A 15493-nucleotide genomic window follows, 5' to 3' on the forward strand; every position below is an offset into this window, starting at 1 on the left:
CATCAGCCCGCAGGTCGTCCCGGCCAGCTCTTACCGCCCTAACCCTCATTTCGGTGGACCATCCGGCAAAGCCCTGCTGCGGCGCGGCGTGATTTCGGCTAAGGTCAGGGAATGATCATCGAGCCTCCCTTCCCCGAACGCGCCGGCGCAGTGGCGCCGCGCAATCCTGTGCACTTTTATTTCGATTTCTCCTCGCCGTATTCCTATATCGCTTCGGAGTGGATTGAGGCCGTGGCCGCCCGAAATGGCCGGCCCGTGCAGTGGCATGCCATTTTGCTGGGCGTGACGTTCCAGGCCGCCGAGTTGAAGCCGCCCGTGGCATATCCACTCAAGCGCGACTATGTGCTGCGGGACTTTGCCCGCTCGGCCCAGTTTGCCGGCCTGCCCTACAAGCAGCCGAGCGCATTTCCGATCGCCAGCCAGAATGCTGCGCGGGTGTTCTGGTGGCTGCAGGCGCAAGACCCTGCGCGCGCCGTGGCTTGGGCCAGAGCCGGCTTGCGGGCCTATTTCACCCGGGATGTGGCGCTCAATGACGAGGCGCAATTGAAGGCCTTGGCGGAAGAGTGCGGGTTGGACCCGGAGGCGGCGCAGGCGGCTTGGCAGGATCCGCAGTGGAAGGAACGGCTCAAAACCGAGAACCAGGCCGCCATCGCCGCGGGCGTTTTTGGCGCGCCCTTTTTCATCATCGATGGCGAAGGTTTCTGGGGCAATGACCGCCAGGCCCAGATCGAACGCTGGCTCAGCAGCGGCCCGTTCAGAGGCTTGGTTTAAGGCTTTCCGGGCTTGCGCTTTCGGCGGCCTCGGCGCTGCTGAGCTCGCGCAGGCAGCCCAGGCATAGGCAGCGCGTGTATTGCTCGCTCAAGCGCTGCCGCAGGGCCTGGCTGAGTTGCAGATCAAAGCAGTCGCAACGTGTGTCTTGCGCGCCGCAGTGGAAGCCGGCGCCGCAGCGCGGGCAGCTGTCTGCGCCTGCCGCAACACTCCGCGCAGTCACGCGAACAAGCCCTGGTGTTGCTGGCGCAGCAGATTCTTTTGCACCTTGCCCATGGCATTGCGCGGCAACTCGCTCAGCACAAACACTTGCTTGGGCACTTTGAAGTTGGCGATCTGCCGCTTCAGGGTGGCGATCAAGGCCTCGCCGTCCAGCGTGGCCTCAGGGCGAGCCACCACGGCCGCGACCACCGCCTCGCCAAAATCAGGGTGCGGCACGCCGACCACAGCGGATTCGAGCACGCCCTCCATCTCGTTGAGATAACTCTCAATTTCAGCGGGGTAGACGTTGTAACCGCCGCTGATGATCAGGTCCTTGGCGCGGCCGACGATGCTCAGATAGTTGTTGCTGTCCAAGCGGCCCACATCGCCGGTCTTGAACCAGCCATCGGGCGTGAACTCTTGCTGCGTCTTCTCGGGCATCCGCCAGTAGCCCGAGAACACATTCGGGCCGCGCACTTCGATGTGACCGATCTCGTCCGTCGCGCAGGGCTGGCCGTCGTCCTTGTGCACCCGCAGGCTCACGCCGGGCAGGGCGGGGCCGACGGTGCCGCCGATGCGCTCGCCGTCGAGCCCGCGGCAGGGGTTGGAACTCAGCATCAAGGTCTCGCTCATGCCGTAGCGTTCCAGAATGGTGTGGCCACTGCGCGCCTGCCAGTCTTCAAAGGTTTCCAGCAGCAGCGGTGCCGAGCCGCTGATGAAAAGCCGCATCGAGGCGCAGGCCTGCGGCGTCAACGCGGCCTCGGCCAATATGCGCACATACAGGGTTGGCACGCCCATGAAGACCGTGGCTTCGCTGAACTTGGCGATGACGGCGCGCGGCTCGAACTTGGCGAACCAGATCATCTTGCTGCCGTTCAGCAGCGCGCCATGCGAGGCGACGAAGAGGCCGTGCACATGAAAAATCGGCAGGGCGTGGATCAGCACATCTCCGCTCTTCCAGTCCCACAAGTCCTTGAGCGTCAGCGCATTGCTGAGCAGATTGCCATGGCTGAGCATGGCGCCCTTGCTGCGCCCTGTTGTGCCGCTGGTGTAGAGAATGGCGGCCAGATCATCGGCCTGCTTGTCGGCCGGTTCATGCTGATCGCTCATGCTGGCCGCGCGATCCAGCAAGCTGCCGCTGCGGTCCTCGTTGAGGGTGAACACATACTGCGTGCCAGCCTGGAAGGCCAGCTTGGAAACCCAGCCGAAATGCGCGCCCGCGCACACCAGCACGGCGGGCTCGGCATCGCGGATGAAGTAGTCCAGTTCCGCCGCCTGATAGGCCTGGTTCAGCGGCAAGTAGACGAAGCCTGCGCGCAGCACGGCCAAATAAAGCATCAGCGCTTCAACGCTTTTCTCGGTGTGGGCGGCGATGCGGCTGCCGGCAGGCAGGTCCAGCGAGAGCAGTAAATTGGCCAGCATGGCCGTACCACGCTCCAGATCGCGCCAGCTATAGCGCAGGGGGCCGCCGTCGGTGGCGATTTGATCCGCGCATTCGATCGCGATGGCGTCAAGGTCGGTGGGGAATGCGTCGCGCAGGGCGGCAAAGAGATTGGCGTGGCTCATCGGCGCATTGTCGCCAAAGCTGAGGGTACGCGAACGGGTTTTCCCCGCATCTTGTACCCACTGTTACAGGCGGCGCGGCTGCTACATTGTGGCGGCCCCATTGCCGAGGAAATCCGCTTGCCCGCCTCCCAGCTTCCGCTTGATCTTGACGCCGTGCTGCGCCTGGCAGCGCAAGCCATGTTCCAGGCCCTGGAAAGCACGGTGCAGGGCATGATGGTGCTGGACGCCGAGCACCGCATCGTCTGGATCAGCGAGGGCTACAAACGCTTTTTGCCGGCGCTGGGCTTTGGGGGTGAGAACGAGTTCATTGGCCGCCGGGTTGAAGATGTGGTGCCCAACACCTTGCTGCCGCAGGTGATCGACAGCGGCCAACCGATCTTGATCGATTTGCTCACCAACAAGGCCGGCAGCTTTCTGGTCAGCCGCTTGCCGCTGCGCAATGATGCGGGCGAGGTGATTGGGGCGGTGGGCTTGGTGTTGCTGGATCATCCCGAGGCCACCATGCAGCCCTTGATGGCCAAGCTGACACAGTTGCAGCAGCAGCTCAGCGAAGCGCGCCGCCAGCTCGCCGACCAGCACGGCCGTAGCAGCCGCCGGCCCAAGCACACGATTGCTAGCTTTGTGGGCAGCAGCCCGGCCGCGATGGAGGTTAAGCGGCAGGCTCGCCGCGTGGCGCTGAGTGACGCCACCGTGCTGCTGCTGGGCGAGACGGGCACTGGTAAAGAGCTTCTGGCCCATGCCATCCACGCCGCCTCGCGCCGCGCCGACAAGCCCCTGGTCAGCGTCAATATCGCGGCCGTGCCCGACACCTTGCTGGAGGCTGAATTTTTCGGTGTGGCCCCAGGCGCCTACACCGGCGCCGATCGCAAAGGGCGTGAGGGCAAGTTCAAGCTGGCCGACGGCGGCACGCTGTTTCTTGATGAGATCGGCGATATGCCCTTGGCCTTGCAGAGCAAGCTGCTGCGCGTGCTGCAGGAGCAAGAGCTGGAACCCTTGGGCAGCAATACGGTGGTTCAGGTGGATGTGCGGGTGATTGCCGCGACCAGCCGCGATCTGGCCGCCATGGTGGCGGCCGGGCAATTCCGGGCCGACTTGTATTACCGGCTTAGCGTGGTGCCAATTCAAGTGCCGGCGCTGCGCGAGCGGGTGCAGGACATCGAGGTTTTGGTCGACGCCCTGGGTGAAGACATTGCCCAGCGCAGCCGCCTGCCGCATAAATTGCTGAGCCCTTGCGCGCTGCATTGGTTGGCGGCCCAGCCTTGGCCAGGCAATATCCGCGAGTTGCGCAATGCGCTGGAGCAGGTCAGCTTGATGAGCGATGAGATGGAGTTGACGGCGCCATGTTTTGCTCGCCATGTTGGCGGGCTGCGGCCGGCGGCGGAAATCGCGACGCGAAGTGCTGCAAATGGCTCGGCCCAAAGCCCCGCATTCAGCGCGACGCAAAGCCCGGCGGATGATGTGGCGGAAGGTGCTGCACCGCCAGCGCCTGAAAGCGAGGCCTTGCGCCCGCTGCCCGAATTGATCGAGCGGGTGGAGCGTGCCGCCATCGGCCAGGCCTTGCGCTTGTCGGCGGGCAATCGCATGGCGGCGGCCCGTTTGTTGCAGATCTCGCGGGCCTCGCTTTACGAGCGCCTGGCTCGTTGGCCGGAGTTGGGCTGAAGGCCTTGGCTTGAAGGCCGAGACGCAGTCTGGCCGCTCCGGCCAGGAATAACGCGCAAAGCCCCTGCTGTTCGTGCATTGATGTGCTTGCTATGGCGCAAGGCCTCGGCCATAGTCAAAGCAAATAGTTGCGCCTGAGACTGTGGTGTCATGGTCGACAGCACATCAAGGAGACGAGCTGATGGGATCGATGCTTGTGGCGACACGCTTGCGCGTGGCGGTGGTGCTGGCGGTGGTGGGTTTCTTGCTGCTGGTGTTCTTGTTGTCAGAGCGCGAGGCGCGCAGCCTGATGAGCATCAAGATGATCACCACGGTGGAGCAAGTCAAACAGGCCGAGAAGATCGCCAGCGGCTTTCACGACAAGTCCAAATCCGGCGCGATGAGCGAGGCGGAGGCCAAGGCCGCCGCCGCCGCTGAGATCGGCAAGATTCGCTACTCCGGCAGTGAGTACATCTGGATCAACGACATGACCCCCCGCATGGTCATGCACCCGATCAAGCCCGAGCTCAATGGCAAGGACTTGAACGAGAACAAAGACCCTAAGGGCAAGCCGCTGTTTGTGGAGTTCGTCAAAGTGGTCAAGGCCAGTGGCTCCGGCTATGTGGACTATCTCTGGCCCAAGCCAGGTGCGACAGAGCCCGTCGGTAAACGAAGTTATGTGCAAGGCTTCGCGCCCTGGGGTTGGGTGCTGGGCTCAGGCGTTTACGTGGATGATGTGGATGCGGTGGCCCGCAGCGATGCCTCGGTCGGCTGGCTGCTGGCTTTGATCGGCGGCGCTGTGGCCTTGATCACCGTGGAGGTTTTTGTGCGCAATCTGCGGCGCCGGCTGGGTGCCATGCAGCAGGTCATGCAGGCGGTGGCTGAAGGGGATTTGCGCGGCGAGATCCATGTGGGCCAGCGCGACGAGATTGGCCTGGTGATGGAGCAAGTGGTGGCCATGCAGCAGCGCCTGGGTGAGTTGGTGCTGGCGATTCGCGGGGCGACGGATTCCATGGGCCATGCCTCCAGCGAGGTGGCGCTAGGCAGCCAGGACTTGTCCATGCGCACCGAGCAGGCGGCGTCCAGCTTGCAGCAGACCGCAGCGGCCATGCAGGGCCTGACCGAGCAGGTGCAGCACACTGCCCAAGCAGCGCGCCAGACCAACCAGCTGGCCGACAGCGCCGCCGACCGGGCCCGTGCGGGCGCGGCGGTGATGAGTGAGGTGGTGGGCACCATGGAAGGCATCTCGACGGCCAGCCGCAAGATCTCGGACATCATCGCGGTGATCGACGGGGTAGCCTTCCAAACCAATATCCTGGCGCTCAATGCGGCTGTGGAGGCCGCGCGCGCTGGCGAGCAAGGGCGTGGCTTTGCGGTGGTGGCGTCGGAGGTGCGCACGCTGGCGCAGCGCTCCGCTCAAGCGGCCAAGGAGATCAAGACCTTGATCTTGGACTCGGTCGAGCGCGTCAATGCGGGCACCCAGCAAGTCAGCCGCGCCGGCGCATCGATGGACGAGATCTTGAGTGCGGTGCAGCGCGTCACCACCACGGTCAACGAGATCACGCAAGCGAGTGCCGGCCAGTCTGACGGCATCGGCCAGATCAATCAGGCCGTGACCCAGCTCGACAGCATGACGCAGCAGAACGCCGCGCTGGTGGAGCAGACCGCCGCCGCAGCGGAGTCCTTGAGGCAACAGGCGCAAGGGCTCAACGACACGGTGTCGGTGTTCCGCACCCGGGGCTGAGCTGCCGGGCTGCTAATGTCGCTCGCCCGCCCGGCCCAATCGGCCCAATCGGCGCAAATGGGCTGGTGGCGGAAATTCAGACTGTGTCTGAAAAATAGACGGGTGATCACGTCGCCTGTCTAAGTTTCAGGCGGTCTGATCGTGTCGCGCTGCCTAGGGACGCGCACGGTGCCCCAGTCCAAAGGCGTGGCCTTGCAGATCAGATGTCCCGGCCTGAATGCTCAGGCGCCTGTATTTCAGGCTTGAATCGGGGTGCCTCGGCTTAATCGTGCGCTAGCTGTCGCTCAGCGGCCAAACCCACCCAAGCCCGCTTCGAGTGCATGGCCTCAGTGTTTGCACCAGGGTGGGGATTTCCGGCACGCAGCTTGCATCAATAGGCTCACAGTGCCCGCGCCGCTTGGTGTGAAAGGCACGCAAGCATGTATGTACGCCCGATTGATCCAGGAGACACCCGCATGAAGACGTTCAAGACGCAAATGATGTTGGCGACCATCCCGCAGCCTAGCCCCGCTGCGCAGCGCCCCGCAGCGCGCCGTCGTGGCTACTGCTTGCTGATGCTTGCCGCACTGACCGGCGCCGGCAGCCTGAGCGGCGTGGCCATGGCCCAGGGCGCTGCCGCCAAGGGTGAAGTTCGCATCGCCCACGTTTACAGCAAGACGGGTCCGCTGGAGGCCTACGGCAAGCAAACCCAGACCGGCTTCATGATGGGCTTGGACTACGCCACTGGCGGCAGCATGATGGTGGCCGGCAAGAAAATTGTGGTGATCGAGAAAGACGACCAAGGCAAGCCCGATATCGGCAAGAGCCAGCTGGCCACCGCCTACGGTGACGACAAGGCCGACCTCGCGGTGGGCCCCTCGTCCTCCGGCGTGGCGCTGGCGCTTTTGCCGGTGGCGGAGGAGTACAAAAAGATCTTGCTGGTGGAGCCGGCCGTGGCCGATTCCATCACCGGCGATAAGTGGAACAAATACATCTTCCGCACCGGCCGCAATTCCAGCCAGGATGCGATTGCCAATGCGGTGGCGCTGGACAAAGCGGGCGTTAGCATCGCCACCTTGGCGCAAGACTATGCCTTTGGCCGCGACGGCGTGAAGGCTTTCAAGGACGCGGTCAAGAAGGCCAAGATCGTTCATGAAGAGTATTTGCCCGTCAGCACCACCGACTTCACAGCCGGTGCGCAGCGCCTGATCGACAAGCTCAAAGATCAGCCTGGCCGCAAGATCATTTTTGTGATCTGGGCCGGCGCCGGCAACCCCTTCAAGATTGCTGATCTGGACTTGAAACGCTACGGCATCGAGATCGCCACCGGCGGCAATATCTTGCCCGCCATGGCTGCTTACAAGCAGTTCCCTGGCATGGAAGGAGCCAGTTACTACTATTTCGGCATGCCCAAGAATCCGGTCAATGAGTGGCTGGTGGCTAACCACTACAAGCAATTCAAAGCGCCGCCTGATTTCTTTACCGCCGGCGGCATGAGTGCCGCGATTGCGGTGGTGGAGGCCTTGAAGAAGACGGCCGGCGAGACCGGCACGAACAAGCTGATCAAGGCGATGGAAGGCATGTCCTTCGAGACGCCCAAGGGCAAGATGACGTTCCGCCCGGAAGACCATCAGGCGATGCAGTCGATGTATCACTTCAAGATCAAGGTGGATCCTGCATTCGCCTGGGGTGTTCCCGAGTTGGTGCGGGAGATCAGACCAGAAGAGATGGCGGTGCCGATTCGGAATAAGCGCTGAGGTTGCGGTTTGGCTGCTTGGTTGCGAGGCTAGCTAGAGCGCCGAATCCTCGGCTACTGCGCGGCCCTTGGCCGTCGTTGCGGGTCCTCCCCCAGATCCTCACGTAGCGCTGCTACGTTCCGGTCTGCGGGTCCCCCCGCGCCTAGCCCAAGAACCGCTCGCTACGCCTCGGGCGCTTTCATGGGCCGATGAAGCCAAGCACAGGCCGAGAAGAATGCCGACACCATCACCCCTGGCCACAAGGCCGCATCGCTAGCGCCCAAGGCGTAGCGAGCGGCTTCAGGACTAGGCGCGGGAGGACCCGGGAACCGGAACGTAGCAGCGCTACGTGAGGATTCACGGGGGGACCCGCAACGACGGACTGGAGTCTCGCAGTAGCCGAGCATTCGGCGCTCACCTCTTAAAGACCTCAAAGATGTTTCGTTTATCCAAGTAGTTCCGCATCAAACACCCCATGCTGGAAACAAAGAACTTAACCATCAAATTCGGCGGCCACACCGCGGTCGACAACGTCTCTTGCGCGTTCGCGCCGGGCTCCCTCACCGCCATCGTCGGCCCCAACGGCGCCGGCAAAACCACCTACTTCAATCTGATCTCCGGCCAGCTCCGCGCCACCGCCGGTCAAGTGCTGCTCAACGGGCAAGACCTGACCCCCATGTCGGCGCCAATGCGCACCCAAGCGGGCTTGGGCCGAGCTTTTCAGCTGACCCAGCTGTTTCCCAATTTGAGCGTGCTGGAAAACGTCCGCCTCGCGGTGCAGGCGCGCGCCGGGCGCGGCTTGGCGATGTTGTCGGTGTGGCTGCAGCATCGCGACCTGCTGGACCAGGCCATGGCCATCGTCGAGCGGGTGCATCTGCATGCCCGCGCCCATGTGCCGGCCGCCAGCTTGCCGCATGGCGATCAGCGCAAGCTTGAAGTGGCGATGTTGATGGCCTTGCAACCCCAGGTCTATTTGTTTGATGAACCCACGGCCGGCATGAGCGTGGATGAGGTGCCGGTGATTTTGGATCTCATTCGCGAACTCAAAGCCCAGGGTCAGCACACGATTTTGTTGGTGGAGCACAAGATGGATGTGGTGCGTGAATTGGCCGACCGCATCGTCGTGCTGCACATGGGCCAGTTGGTGGCCGATGGCGCGCCGGCCGAGGTGATTGCCTCGCCCATCGTGCAGCAGGCCTATTTGGGAATGGCGGCATGATGATGAGTCACTTGCCTGTCGAACCATCCAACGCCGCCGCGGCTATACCCCTGCATTCAAGCCAGCTGGCGCTGAGCCTGCGGGGGGTGCACACCCATATCGGCGCGTATCACATCCTCCATGGCGTCGATCTGGACGTGCCCACGGGCCAGCTGACCATGCTGCTGGGCCGCAACGGCGCCGGCAAGACAACGACCTTGCGCACCATCATGGGCTTGTGGCCGGCTTCCCAGGGTCAGGTCTTGCTGGACGGCCAGCCGATTCACAAGCTCAGCACGCCCGATATCGCGCAGCGCGATATCGCCTACGTGCCCGAGAACATGGGCATCTTCGGCGACCTGACGGTGGCCGAGAACCTGCTTTTGGCAGCGCGCCAGGCGCGGTCCTTGAAAGAGCTGGACACGCAGCGCCTGGACTGGTTGTTCGGCCTGTTCCCGGCGCTGAAGAAGTTCTGGCTTTATCCCGCCGGCAAGCTCAGCGGAGGGCAAAAGCAGATGTTGGCGATTGCGCGCGCCATGATCGAGCCGCGCCGCCTGCTGCTGATTGACGAGCCCAGCAAGGGCTTGGCACCGGCCATCATCCTCAACCTGGTCGAGGCCTTGAAGGAACTCCGGCGCAGCAGCCACACCACCATCTTGCTGGTGGAGCAGAACTTCATGGTCGCCAAAGCCCTGGGTGAGCGGGTGGCGGTGATGGACGACGGCCGCGTGGTGCACAGTGGCGCCATGGCCGATTTGATTGAGGACGAAAGCTTGCAGCAGCGCTTTCTTGGCCTATCCCTGGGGGCGCACCAATGAGCCAGCCACAAGACAACACTCAATTGCCGAAATCGCAATTCGACTTCATCCCCTTGCTGGGCCTGGCCGCGCTGATGCTGCTGGCCTTGCCCTTGATCGGCAGCCCCAGCAGCTGGGCCACGCTGACCTTGGCGGGCCTGGCCATGGGGCTGATCATCTTCATCATCGCCTCCGGTCTGACCCTGGTGTTCGGGCTGATGGATGTTCTGAACTTCGGCCACGGCGTCTTCATCGCCCTGGGCGCCTTCATGGCCACCACGGTGCTGGGCGCCATGAGCGGCTGGACGCAAAGCCCCAGCCTGATCAGCAATCTGCTCGCCGTTGGGCTGGCCTGCGCGGTGGGCATGGGCGTGGCTGCGGCGGTGGGACTGGTGTTTGAACGGGTGCTGGTGCGGCCGGTCTACGGCATGCACCTGAAGCAGATCCTCATCACCATGGGCGGCATGATCATTGGCGAGGAATTGATCAAGCTGATCTGGGGCGCGCAGATGATTCCGCTGCCCCTGCCCGAGGCGCTGCGCGGCGCCGTGCAGTTCGGCGATGTGGCGGTGGAGAAGTTCCGCTTGCTCGCAGTGCTGGCCGGCTTGGCGGTGTTCGTCTTGCTGCTGTGGCTGCTCAATCGAACCAAGCTGGGCCTCTTGATCCGCGCCGGTGTGCAAGACCGCGAGATGGTGGAGAGCCTGGGCTATCGCATCCGCCGCTTGTTTGTGGGCGTGTTCGTCGGCGGCTCGGCGCTGGCCGGCCTGGGTGGGGTGATGTGGGGCTTGTATCAGCAGGGCGTGACGGCGCAGATTGGCTCACAGGTCAACACCCTCATCTTCATCGTCATCATCATCGGCGGCCTGGGTTCCACCCTGGGCTGTTTCGTGGGTGCCCTGGCCGTGGGCTTGATGGCGAACTACACCGGATTTTTGGCGCCCAAGCTGGCGCTGTTCTCCAACATCGGCTTGATGGTCGCCATTCTTTTGTGGCGCCCGCAAGGCCTTTATCCGGTAACGAACCGGTGATGAAGATGATCAAGTCCTTGTTATCCCACGACCTGCCGCGCAGCCGCTTGCTGGGCGCGCTGCTGATCCTCATCGTGCTGGGCCTGGCGCTCACGCCCTTCATCTTCCCCTCGACCCGGGCGCTCAATGTCGCGGCCAAGATGATGATCTTCATCGTGCTGGTGGCCAGCTACGACTTGCTGCTGGGCTACACCGGCATCGTCAGTTTTGCTCACACCATGTTCTTCGGCATTGGCGCCTACGGCATTGCCATTGCCAGCTCACGGCTTGAGCCGGGCTGGGGCGCGGTGGCGCTGGGCCTGGGTGCCAGCTTGCTGGTGTCGCTGCTGCTGTCGCTGTTGATCGGTTTGTTCAGCCTGCGCGTCAAGGCCATCTTCTTCGCCATGATCACGCTGGCGGTGGCCTCGGCCTTTCTGACCCTGGCCTCGCAGCTGTCGGACTTCACCGGCGGCGAAGACGGCCTCAGCTTCAAGGTTCCGCAGGCCCTGCAGCCGTCCACCGAGTATCTGGAAGAGCCCTTCCTCGGCGCGATGGTCGACGGCCGCTTGGCCAGCTACTACCTGCTGTTCTTCGTCGCGCTGGCGGCGGTGTTGCTCTTGCTGCGCATTGTCAACTCGCCCTTCGGCCGGGTGCTGCAAGCCATCCGCGAGAACGACTTCCGGGCCGAGGCCATCGGCTACCGCACGGTGGTCTACCGCAGCTGCTCGAGTGTGCTGGCGGCCTTGTTCGCCACCGTGGCCGGCGCCATGTTGGCGCTTTGGCTGCGCTACAACGGGCCGGACACCTCGCTGTCCTTCGAGATCATGTTGGACGTGCTTTTGATCCTGGTGATCGGCGGCATGGGCACGATTTACGGCGCGGTGGTCGGCAGCGTGCTCTTCGTGCTGGCGCAAAGCTATTTGCAGGACTTGATGAAGCTGGGCGCCACGGCGCTGGACGGCGTGCCGGTGCTATCGCAGCTGATCGCGCCGGAGCGCTGGCTGCTCTGGCTGGGCGTTTTGTTTGTGTTGGCGGTCTATCACTTTCCCAGTGGCATCGTCGGGCGCTTGCGTGCCGGTCTTGTCACACCTTCCTCGAAGCATGACTAGGAGACTTCTCTGATGAAGACGATGCATTTGATGACAGTGTTGGCAGCCGCTACGGCTGGGCTTTGCGCCTGCGGCGACGGTGGCAGCGTGCAAGAGCCCCGCGTGGTGAACAAGCTGCCCGACTTTGTCGTGGGCCTCAAGTCCGCCAGCTATGACGGCGTGGCTGATGACTTGCTCACCGCCGGCTTAGGAAAAACCGGCCTGGCCTCGGCCACGTTGGCCGCCTATGCCGACCCGCTCAAGCCCACCGCGGCCGAGTTGCGCCGCGCGGCCATTTACACCAACTACCGCGCCATCGTGGATGTGGCCGCCAACGGCGGCTATGGCACTTTGTACGGCCCCAATGTGGCGGCCGACGGCACGGTGGGCACGGGTGAAGGCAAGGTGGCCGGCACCGAGTACCTGGCTTATAGCGACGATGGCACGGGTGAGCGCAACGTCAGCCTGATGGTTCAGGTGCCCGCCAACTTCAACCCCAGCCAGCCCTGCATCATCACGGCCACATCTTCGGGTTCGCGCAGCATTTACGGCGCCATTTCCACCGGCGAATGGGGCTTGAAAAAAGGCTGTGCGGTGGCCTACACCGACAAGGGCACGCATTCCGCCGGCCATGATCTGGCCACAGATACCGTGCCTTTGTTGGACGGCACGCGGGACAGCGCTGCGGCTGCCGGTAAAGGCGCCGCCTTCAAAGCCAAATTGACGGCCGCAGAGCTGGCCAGCTTCAATGCCGCCAGCCCCAATCGCCTGGCCTTCAAGCACGCGCATTCGCAGCGCAACCCCGAGAAGGACTGGGGCTTGTTCACCCTGCAAGCGGTGCAGCTGGCCTTCTATGTGCTGAATGAGCGCTACGGTGAAGACAGCGGCAACGGCTTCAAATGGACCACCATCACGCCGGGCAACACCTTGGTGATTGCGTCCAGCTTGTCCAACGGAGGCGGCGCAGCCGTGGCGGCGGCCGAGCAAGACAGCGCTGGGCTGATTGACGGTGTGGCGGTGTCGGAGCCTGCCGTCGAGCTACCCGCCAATTTGAGCGTGTCCATCCAGCGCGGCAACACCACGCCGCTGAGCTTTGGCAAACCGCTTTACGACTACATCACCCAGGCCAATTTGCTGCAGAACTGCGCCTCCTTGGCCAGCGCGGCGGCGGGCTCGCCCGGCGCGGTGGCTTTCTACGCCAGCTTCAACGCGAAGCGCTGCCAGAGCTTGGCCAACAAGGGCATCATCAGCGGCGCCACCACCCTGGACCAGGCGAACGCTGCGCTGCAAAAGCTGCGCGACAGCGGCTGGGAGGCCGAGTCTGACTTGCTGCACGCCTCGCATGCCGACTACGAAGTGCCCGAGGCCGTGGCTGCCACTTATGCCAATGCCTATGCGCGCGCCAGCGTGAAGGACAAGCTCTGCGGCTATAGCTTCGCCGCCACCACGGCCGCTGGGGCTCCCACCGTGATGGGCGCCGCCGCCTTGGCCGATATGTTTGCCAAGGGCAATGGCGTGCCGCCTTCGGCCGGCGTCAATATGATCAATGAGCTGAGCGTGGGCGGGCCGGTGCGCAATGTGTTCTCGGTCTCGCCCAGCAGCGGCACGACCGATATCAATGCCGATGGCGCCGAATGCCTGCGCAAGCTGCTCACGGGCAGCGATCCGCAAGCGCTGGCGGTGCAGGCGGGCATCAAGGAAACCTATCGCAACGGCAATCTGAAGGGCCGCCCGGCGGTCATCGTTCACGGCCGTAACGACGCCTTGCTGCCGGTCAACCACACCTCGCGGCCCTATACCGCGCTGAACAAGCAGGTGGAGGGGGCGGCCAGCCAGCTGAGCTATATCGAGGTGACCAATGCCCAGCATTTCGACACCTTCATCGACAACCCCTTCCTGCCCGGCTATGACTCGCGCTTCATCCCCTTGCACGTCTACCTGAACCGCGCGCTGGATGCCGTTTACGACAAGCTGCGTAGCGGCAAGGCCTTGCCGCCCAGCCAGGTGGTGCGCACCGTGCCACGCGGCGGCGTGGCGGGCGCGGCGCCGGCCATCTCGGCGGCCAATGTGCCGGCCATCTCGGCCTCGCCGGCGGCGACGGATCTGATCACCATGAATGGCAATACCTTGCGCATTCCTGATTGATTGATTCATTGATGCGCTAAGCCGGGGTCAGGCCTTGCCTGGCCCCGCTTTTGAACCCTTTTGTTTGCTTTGCTTTCCCGCCCGATTGGAGGCCTTCGCCATGAGTTACAGCTCCCACTACCTGAACTGCCTGGGCCGTGAGCTGCATTACACCGATTGGGGTGACCGCGCCAACCCCGAGGTGATGATTGCCTGGCATGGCCTGGCCCGCACCTGCCGGGATATGGATGAGCTGGCCCAGCATCTGTCGGCCCGCTACCGGGTGATTTGCCCGGATACGCTGGGCCGCGGCTTGTCGCAATGGAGCCCCGAACCTGACGCCGAGTACTGCCTGGACTTCTACACCCGCCAGGCCACCGCGCTGGTGGATCAACTCGGCTTGAGTGAGTTCCACTGGGTCGGCACCTCCATGGGCGGCGCCATCGGCACTCTGGCGGCGGCCGGCAGCTTGCGTGGGCGCATCCGTCGCCTGGTGCTGAATGACAACGGGCCGCAGCTGGCGGCGACTGCGATTGAGCGCATCCGCAGCTATGCCGGCAGCCCGGCCGCGTTCGCGACCGTCAGCGAGTTGGAGCAGTACTTTCGCACTGTCTACAAACCCTATGGCTGGCTGTCGGACGCGCAATGGCGTCGCCTGACCGAAAGCTCGGTGCGGCGCCTGCCCGATGGCCGCGTCACCCCGCACTACGACCCGGCCATGGTGCGGCAGTTCATCAACTACCCGCAGGACTACGACTTGTGGGCTGCCTGGGACAGCCTGACGCTGCCGGTGCTGTGCCTGCGCGGGGCCGAGTCTGACTTGCTGCTGGCCGACACCGCCGAGGCGATGCGCCAACGCGGCCCTCAAGCGGCGGTGGTGGAGATCGCCGGCTGCGGCCATGCTCCTGCGCTCAATGTGCCGGAACAATTGGGGATGGTGGAGCGTTTCCTGAACGGGGCGTGACTGAAGGTCAATGCGCGGAGTTCATGCTCGGGTTTTTCGGCGCCAGCTTTGCTGCGGCGCTTGGCGACTGACGGCGACGCGTCAGCCGAGTCCATCAGTCCGGCAGCTTGACCCAGCGGCCCAAGTGATGGCGCAGGGACTTGAAGTCCAGCGGCTTGGTCAGGTGCTCGTCCATGCCGGCTTCCAGGCTGGCCTTGATGTCGCTGTCCAGCGCATGGGCGGTCAGGGCCAGGATGGGGAAGGGCGCCAGTTGGCCCGCAGCTTGCAGGTTGCGCAGGCGGCGGGTGCATTCCAGCCCGTCCATGCCGGGCATTTGAATGTCCATCAAGACCAAATCGGGGGCGTCCGCGGTGCAGGCAGCCAGGGCCTCGGCGCCGGTTTTGGCCAGGCGCGTGTGCACACCCATCAAGGCCAGAAACTCCAGTGCCACAACCTGATTGACGGCGTTGTCTTCCACCAAAAGGATTGTCGGGATGGCGCTGTCGGTGCTCATGTCGCTGGCTAAGTCTTGCATGGATCCGGCTGCCGCGCGGCTGAAGCGGCTAACCGTATGCGGTCGCAGGCCGACAGCTGGGATCTCGCTCAGCGCACGACTGCCGCTGTTCAAATTGACCGCTGGCGCGGTGGTGTCGCTACTGAAAAAAGACATCGTCATGGCGCAGGTTCCAGCCCATTTTTTTACA

General features: G+C 63.7%; 13 protein-coding genes. 10 read left to right on the forward strand and 3 right to left on the reverse strand.

Annotated features, from left to right (window positions below; all coding sequences use genetic code 11):
- Positions 1-111 precede the first annotated feature (111 nt).
- Positions 112-771: a 2-hydroxychromene-2-carboxylate isomerase gene (locus AT984_RS01120; RefSeq protein ID WP_058718538.1), complete on the forward strand. Its 660-nt coding sequence runs from the start codon at positions 112-114 to the stop codon at positions 769-771.
- On the opposite strand, the gene AT984_RS01125 is transcribed toward AT984_RS01120, so the two are convergent.
- Together AT984_RS01125 and AT984_RS01130 are read right to left on the reverse strand one after the other, a co-directional pair.
- Positions 755-991 (reverse strand): cysteine-rich CWC family protein, encoded by a 237-nt coding sequence (locus tag AT984_RS01125; RefSeq protein WP_058718539.1) that lies wholly within the window; start codon positions 989-991, stop codon positions 755-757. The two genes, AT984_RS01120 and AT984_RS01125, sit on opposite strands and share 17 nt — an antisense overlap.
- Positions 988-2535 carry a malonate--CoA ligase gene (locus AT984_RS01130; protein ID WP_058718540.1) on the reverse strand — a complete coding sequence of 516 codons (1548 nt, stop codon included), beginning with the start codon at positions 2533-2535 and terminating at the stop codon, positions 988-990. The genes AT984_RS01125 and AT984_RS01130 overlap by 4 nt, the downstream gene beginning before the upstream one ends.
- 177 nt (positions 2536-2712) lie before the next feature.
- On the opposite strand from AT984_RS01130, the gene AT984_RS01135 reads away from it, so the two are divergent.
- The 9 genes from AT984_RS01135 to AT984_RS01175 all read left to right on the forward strand — a co-directional run bounded on the left by AT984_RS01135 (position 2713) and on the right by AT984_RS01175 (position 14810).
- Positions 2713-4194: a sigma-54 interaction domain-containing protein gene (locus tag AT984_RS01135; protein WP_082680269.1), complete on the forward strand. Its 1482-nt coding sequence runs from the start codon at positions 2713-2715 to the stop codon at positions 4192-4194.
- Positions 4195-4375: 181 nt separating this feature from the next.
- Positions 4376-5917 carry a methyl-accepting chemotaxis protein gene (locus AT984_RS01140; protein WP_269465247.1) on the forward strand — a complete coding sequence of 514 codons (1542 nt, stop codon included), beginning with the start codon at positions 4376-4378 and terminating at the stop codon, positions 5915-5917.
- Positions 5918-6471: 554 nt separating this feature from the next.
- Positions 6472-7653, forward strand: coding sequence for a substrate-binding domain-containing protein (locus AT984_RS01145; protein ID WP_156422185.1), 1182 nt, complete (start codon positions 6472-6474; stop codon positions 7651-7653).
- A 454-nt stretch (positions 7654-8107) separates the two neighbouring features.
- Positions 8108-8851, forward strand: coding sequence for an ABC transporter ATP-binding protein (locus tag AT984_RS01150; RefSeq protein ID WP_058718542.1), 744 nt, complete (start codon positions 8108-8110; stop codon positions 8849-8851).
- Positions 8851-9648, forward strand: coding sequence for an ABC transporter ATP-binding protein (locus tag AT984_RS01155; protein WP_231741684.1), 798 nt, complete (start codon positions 8851-8853; stop codon positions 9646-9648). Before AT984_RS01150 ends, AT984_RS01155 begins: the two co-directional genes overlap by 1 nt.
- The gene (locus AT984_RS01160) at positions 9645-10655 is read left to right on the forward strand and encodes a branched-chain amino acid ABC transporter permease (protein ID WP_058718543.1); all 1011 of its coding nucleotides are present in this window, start codon (positions 9645-9647) and stop codon (positions 10653-10655) included. Before AT984_RS01155 ends, AT984_RS01160 begins: the two co-directional genes overlap by 4 nt.
- Before the next feature lie 5 nt (positions 10656-10660).
- The gene (locus AT984_RS01165) at positions 10661-11743 is read left to right on the forward strand and encodes a branched-chain amino acid ABC transporter permease (protein WP_058721993.1); all 1083 of its coding nucleotides are present in this window, start codon (positions 10661-10663) and stop codon (positions 11741-11743) included.
- A gap of 12 nt (positions 11744-11755) precedes the next feature.
- A complete protein-coding gene (locus AT984_RS01170) occupies positions 11756-13867 on the forward strand; it encodes a 3-hydroxybutyrate oligomer hydrolase family protein (protein WP_058718544.1) in 2112 nt (703 codons plus the stop codon).
- 100 nt (positions 13868-13967) lie between these two features.
- Positions 13968-14810 carry an alpha/beta fold hydrolase gene (locus AT984_RS01175; RefSeq protein WP_058721994.1) on the forward strand — a complete coding sequence of 281 codons (843 nt, stop codon included), beginning with the start codon at positions 13968-13970 and terminating at the stop codon, positions 14808-14810.
- A 94-nt stretch (positions 14811-14904) separates the two neighbouring features.
- Here the strand turns inward: AT984_RS01175 and AT984_RS01180 are convergent, their stop codons facing one another.
- Positions 14905-15459 (reverse strand): response regulator, encoded by a 555-nt coding sequence (locus tag AT984_RS01180; RefSeq protein ID WP_058718545.1) that lies wholly within the window; start codon positions 15457-15459, stop codon positions 14905-14907.
- Between the last annotated feature and the right edge of the window lie 34 nt (positions 15460-15493).

This window comes from Paucibacter sp. KCTC 42545, assembly GCF_001477625.1.
Taxonomy (GTDB): domain Bacteria; phylum Pseudomonadota; class Gammaproteobacteria; order Burkholderiales; family Burkholderiaceae_C; genus Paucibacter_A.

What these genes read in the sequence shown, in the direction of transcription:
- AT984_RS01120 (WP_058718538.1), top strand. Translation starts at nt 112, where the DNA reads ATGATCATCGAGCCTCCCTTCCCCGAACGCGCCGGCGCAGTGGCGCCG.
- AT984_RS01130 (WP_058718540.1), bottom strand. Translation starts at nt 2,535, where the DNA reads ATGAGCCACGCCAATCTCTTTGCCGCCCTGCGCGACGCATTCCCCACC.
- AT984_RS01135 (WP_082680269.1), top strand. Translation starts at nt 2,713, where the DNA reads ATGTTCCAGGCCCTGGAAAGCACGGTGCAGGGCATGATGGTGCTGGAC.
- AT984_RS01140 (WP_269465247.1), top strand. Translation starts at nt 4,376, where the DNA reads ATGGGATCGATGCTTGTGGCGACACGCTTGCGCGTGGCGGTGGTGCTG.
- AT984_RS01145 (WP_156422185.1), top strand. Translation starts at nt 6,472, where the DNA reads ATGCTTGCCGCACTGACCGGCGCCGGCAGCCTGAGCGGCGTGGCCATG.
- AT984_RS01150 (WP_058718542.1), top strand. Translation starts at nt 8,108, where the DNA reads ATGCTGGAAACAAAGAACTTAACCATCAAATTCGGCGGCCACACCGCG.
- AT984_RS01155 (WP_231741684.1), top strand. Translation starts at nt 8,851, where the DNA reads ATGATGAGTCACTTGCCTGTCGAACCATCCAACGCCGCCGCGGCTATA.
- AT984_RS01160 (WP_058718543.1), top strand. Translation starts at nt 9,645, where the DNA reads ATGAGCCAGCCACAAGACAACACTCAATTGCCGAAATCGCAATTCGAC.
- AT984_RS01165 (WP_058721993.1), top strand. Translation starts at nt 10,661, where the DNA reads ATGATCAAGTCCTTGTTATCCCACGACCTGCCGCGCAGCCGCTTGCTG.
- AT984_RS01170 (WP_058718544.1), top strand. Translation starts at nt 11,756, where the DNA reads ATGAAGACGATGCATTTGATGACAGTGTTGGCAGCCGCTACGGCTGGG.
- AT984_RS01175 (WP_058721994.1), top strand. Translation starts at nt 13,968, where the DNA reads ATGAGTTACAGCTCCCACTACCTGAACTGCCTGGGCCGTGAGCTGCAT.
- AT984_RS01180 (WP_058718545.1), bottom strand. Translation starts at nt 15,459, where the DNA reads ATGTCTTTTTTCAGTAGCGACACCACCGCGCCAGCGGTCAATTTGAAC.